General features: G+C 69.4%; 7 protein-coding genes. 1 reads left to right on the forward strand and 6 read right to left on the reverse strand.

The window, feature by feature from the left end:
• A partial coding sequence (locus tag AC27VN_RS34620) for an NAD(P)/FAD-dependent oxidoreductase (RefSeq protein ID WP_490879526.1) occupies positions 1-434 on the forward strand: 434 nt, incomplete at its 5' end.
• Positions 435-462: 28 nt separating this feature from the next.
• On the opposite strand, the gene AC27VN_RS34625 is transcribed toward AC27VN_RS34620, so the two are convergent.
• The 6 genes from AC27VN_RS34625 to AC27VN_RS34650 form a co-directional block, all read right to left on the reverse strand.
• Positions 463-675 carry a hypothetical protein gene (locus tag AC27VN_RS34625; RefSeq protein ID WP_490879527.1) on the reverse strand — a complete coding sequence of 71 codons (213 nt, stop codon included), beginning with the start codon at positions 673-675 and terminating at the stop codon, positions 463-465.
• A gap of 68 nt (positions 676-743) precedes the next feature.
• Positions 744-1,034 carry a copper-binding protein gene (locus AC27VN_RS34630; protein ID WP_093340032.1) on the reverse strand — a complete coding sequence of 97 codons (291 nt, stop codon included), beginning with the start codon at positions 1,032-1,034 and terminating at the stop codon, positions 744-746.
• 35 nt (positions 1,035-1,069) lie between these two features.
• Complete coding sequence (locus tag AC27VN_RS34635; protein WP_490879528.1) at positions 1,070-1,531, reverse strand: DUF411 domain-containing protein; 462 nt, start codon at positions 1,529-1,531, stop codon at positions 1,070-1,072.
• A 19-nt stretch (positions 1,532-1,550) separates the two neighbouring features.
• Positions 1,551-2,063: a cupredoxin domain-containing protein gene (locus tag AC27VN_RS34640; protein ID WP_490879529.1), complete on the reverse strand. Its 513-nt coding sequence runs from the start codon at positions 2,061-2,063 to the stop codon at positions 1,551-1,553.
• A gap of 38 nt (positions 2,064-2,101) precedes the next feature.
• Positions 2,102-3,487 (reverse strand): multicopper oxidase family protein, encoded by a 1,386-nt coding sequence (locus tag AC27VN_RS34645; RefSeq protein ID WP_296776377.1) that lies wholly within the window; start codon positions 3,485-3,487, stop codon positions 2,102-2,104.
• A 1-nt stretch (position 3,488) separates the two neighbouring features.
• Positions 3,489-4,074: TolC family protein (locus AC27VN_RS34650; protein ID WP_490879530.1), on the reverse strand; the 586-nt coding region annotated here is incomplete at its 5' end.

Raw genomic sequence — 4,074 nt, forward strand, 5'->3', positions numbered from 1 at the left:
TCGTGCTGCCGAAGGCGGCGGTGGGCCCGCGCACGCCGGTGATGGTGGCCGACGGCAAGCTCATCGCGCACTGGATGAACGGCGGCCTGCGCGCCGCCGGCCAGGTCGAGATCGCGGGGCTCGAGGCCGCGCCCGACTGGCGCCGCGCCGAGATCCTGCACGAGCACCTGCGCTCGATGTTTCCCGCGCTCGCCGACGCGCCACCCGAAGGGTCCGAGGTGCAGCGCTGGCTCGGCCATCGCCCGAGCCTGCCCGACGGCCTGCCCTGCATCGGCCCCGCCGCCGGCAGCACCGACGTGGTGCTGGCCTTCGGTCATGGGCACGTGGGGCTGTGCGGCTCGGCGCGCACCGGGCGGCTGGCGGCGCAGGCGATGGCGGGGCTGGCGCCGGAGATCGCGCTGGCGCCGTTCGATCCGCGGCGCTTCGGGGCGTAGCGCTCGCTCCGAAGACGACTGCCGAGGGTCAGGTCTTCAAGAGGGTCTTGACCTCATCCCAAGAGATCACTGCACCTGGGTCGGCGCGATGCGCTGCGAGAAGGCGCACGATCTCTTGCTGTTCAAGGGGACTCAGCTCTGACGACTCGGCGTTGCCTTCCGTGCCATGCCGTAGTTCTTCGGGTGATTCGATGCGCTCCATCGCACATGGCAAAGCGCGTTGCGTGCCGGAGCTTTTCATATCGATCTCCCGAAGAGTGGATCAACGCTGTATTTTCCAGGCGCCGACGACGAAAGGCCCCAAGGCCCTCAGTTCGCAGGTGCGATCGACAGCACCGTGAGCGCGCCATCGACCTTGTCGGCCGTGAACTGCACCTTGTCGCCGGGCTTGACCTGCGTGAGCAGCGCCGGGTCCTTCACGCGGAAGACCATGGTCATGCCGGTCATCTCGAGATTGGGGATGTCGCCATGGCGCAGGGTGATCTTGTTCGCCTCGGTGTCGATCTTGCGGACCTCGCCCTCGACGGGCGGCAGGGCCGTCTGCGCGAAGGCGACGGCGGCGAACAGGAGGGCGCCGAGGGCGGCGAGCGATTTCTTCATGGTGATCGGTCTTTCTTGCAGGGTGATCGGAGGATTCATCGGTAGCTCTGGAACACGCGCGTGCCGCCATCGGCCAGCACCAGCAGCACGTCGTAGGGATCGCGCTGGTCGCCATAGGCCGGGCCGTCCATGCCCGGCGAGCCGACCGGCATGCCGGGCACGGCGAGGCCCACGGCCCTGGGCTTCTCCTTGAGCAGGCGCTGGATCTCGCGCGCGGGCACGTGGCCCTCGATGGCGTAGCCGCCGACCTGGCCCGTGTGGCACGAGCCCAGCTTCTCGGGCAGGCCCAGGCGCTTGCGCGCGGCGACGTTGCCTTCGTCGTGCACGCGCGTGGCGAAGCCGTTCCTGTTGAGGTGTTTCACCCAGTCCTGGCAGCAGCCGCAGTTCGGGTCCTTCCAGATCTCGACCATCGGCGCCGCGGCGCGCGCGGCGAAAGGCAGGGCGGCGGTGGAGGCCAGGGCCAGGGCCAGGGCCAGCATCAGTCGTCTTCTTTGCATGGGAGTTCCTTTCGGGATTTCAGGATTTGCCGGCGGCGGGCAGCACGCGGACGCGGCCGGCCATGCCGAGTTCGTAGTGGTCCTTCACCAGGCAGGCGAAGTCGAAGTCGCCGGCGCGGTTGAAGGTCCAGACCAGCTCGCCGGTCTGGCCCGGCAGCACGTGCGCCATCCAAGGCTCGTCGTGCTCCATGCCCGGGAATTTCTTCATCATGGCCGCGTGGGCCTCGATCTCGGCCGTGGTGCCGAGCACGAGTTCGTGCAGGTCACGGCCCTTGTTCTTCAAGCGCAGGCGCAGCGTGTCGCCTTCGCGCACCTCGATCACCGAGGGCGTGAAGGTCATGTCGTCGGCCATCGCGATGTCAATGGTGCGCTTCACGGCGCCGGGCTTGCCGACGATGCCCCAGGGCTTCTGCTCGGGCGCGAGTTCGGCCGCGCCCTTGGGCTTGGCGACGTGGTTCTCGTGCGCCAGCGAGGCGGTGGCGAAGGCCGCGAGCGCGAGGCCGGCGGCGGCGAGCTTGAGTGTCTTGTTCATGGATGGAACTCCAAAAAATGGAAATGGGATGAGCGGACTCAGTGCTGGTGCGCGCCATGGCCCGAGGGCTTGCGCACGCTGGCATCGGGCTCGCTGGCCGATGGCGCCGGTGCCTTCGCACGCGGGGCCGGCGGCACGTTGGCGTTCGGCACTTCGCGCGCGACCGTGCCCGGCGGATGCCTGAACCAGCCCGGGTCGCGGTAGTCGCCGGGCTTCTGGTCGCGCCGCACCTTGAGCAGCGTGAACATGCCGCCCATCTCGGCCGAACCGAAGGGACCGGTGCCGGTCATCATCGGCACCGTGTTGTCGGGAATGGGCATCTCCATCTCGCCCATGTCGGCCATGCCCTTGTCGCCCATCACCATGTAGTCGGGCACCAGCTTCCTGATCTTCTCGGCCACGCCCTTGTGGTCCACGCCGATCATGGTCGGCACCTCGTGGCCCATCGGCCCCATGGTGTGGTGCGCCTTGTGGCAGTGCAGCGCCCAGTCGCCTTCCTCGTCGGCGATGAACTCCATCTGCCGCATCTGGCCCACCGCCACGTCGACCGACACCTCGGGCCAGCGCGCGGTGCGCGGCACGGGGCCGCCGTCGGTGCCGGTCACCTCGAACTCGTGGCCGTGGATGTGCACCGGGTGGTTGGTCATCGTGAGGTTGCCCACGCGGATGCGCACGCGGTCCCCCTTGCGCACGTTGAGCGTGTCGATGGCCGGGAACACGCGGCTGTTGAAGCTCCAGAGGTTGAAGTCGGTCATGGTGCTGACCTTGGGCGTGGCGCTGCCGGGCTCCACGTCGAAGCTGCCGAGCAGGAAGCAGAAGTCGCGATCAACCTTCTCGATCAGCGGGTGATCGGCCTTCGGGTGCGTGACCCAGAAGCCCATCATCCCCATCGCCATCTGCACCATCTCGTCGGCATGCGGGTGGTACATGAAGGTGCCGGGGCGGCGCGCCGTGAACTCGTAGACGAAGGTCTTGCCCGGCGGAATCTGCGGCTGCGTGATGCCGCCCACGCCGTCCATGCCGTTGGGCAGGCGCTGGCCGTGCCAGTGCACGGTGGTGTGCTCCGGCAGCCGGTTGGTCACGTAGATGCGCAGCCGGTCGCCCTCGACCACCTCGATGGTCGGTCCCGGCGACTGGCCGTTGTAGCCCCACATGTTGACCTTGAAGCCCGGCGCCATCTCGCGCACCACGGGCTCGGCGACCAGGTGGAACTCCTTGACGCCGGCGTTCATGCGCCAGGGCAGGGTCCAGCCGTTGAGCGTGACGACGGGGTTGTAGGGCCGGCCGTTCGGCGGCACCAGCGGTGCGGCCGTGGCGGTGGAGCTCTGCGAGACGGGCTCGGGCAGCGCGGCCATCGAGACGCGGCTGACGGTGGTGGCGGCCACGGCCGTGGCGGCGCCCGCGAAGAAATTGCGGCGGTTCATCTCAATGTCCTCCCGCCGCGGGGGCGTCGCTGGCGGCCGCGGTCTGCAGCGCCGTCATGCCGCCGGGCGAGCTGCCCGTGAGCACCAGTTGCAGGTCGGTGTCGGCCAGCCAGAAGTCGCGCTGCGCCTCGATGCCGGCGTTCACCGCGAGCATGCTCGCGCGCGTCTCGGCGAGCAGCTCCCACACGCTCGCGAGCATGCCGTTGTAGCGCAGCACCATCTCCTCGTTGACCTTCCTGCGCAGCGGCAGCACCTCGTCGCGGTAGCGCCGCGCCAGGCCATAGGCGGTGTTCCAGCCGCGCCAGGCCTCGCGCGCCTCGCTCGCGGCCAGCACGCCCACGTCGCGCAGCCGCGCGGCCGACTGCATGTACTGCGCCTCGGCGCGGCCGGTGCGCGCCTGGCCCCAGTCGAACAGCGGCAACGGCAGGTCGAGCTCGAAGCCGCGCTGCGTGGCGCGCGAACGGTCGGCGTCGTTCTCGAAGGTGGTGTTGCGCACCACGCCGAGCTCCATCGCATTGATGACGCGCGTGGCGTGCACGAGGCCCAGCGAATCGGCCACGGCCGTGTTCTGCGCCTGCGCCGAGCGC

This window comes from Variovorax sp. 20P10.2.4 (genome assembly GCF_058244205.1).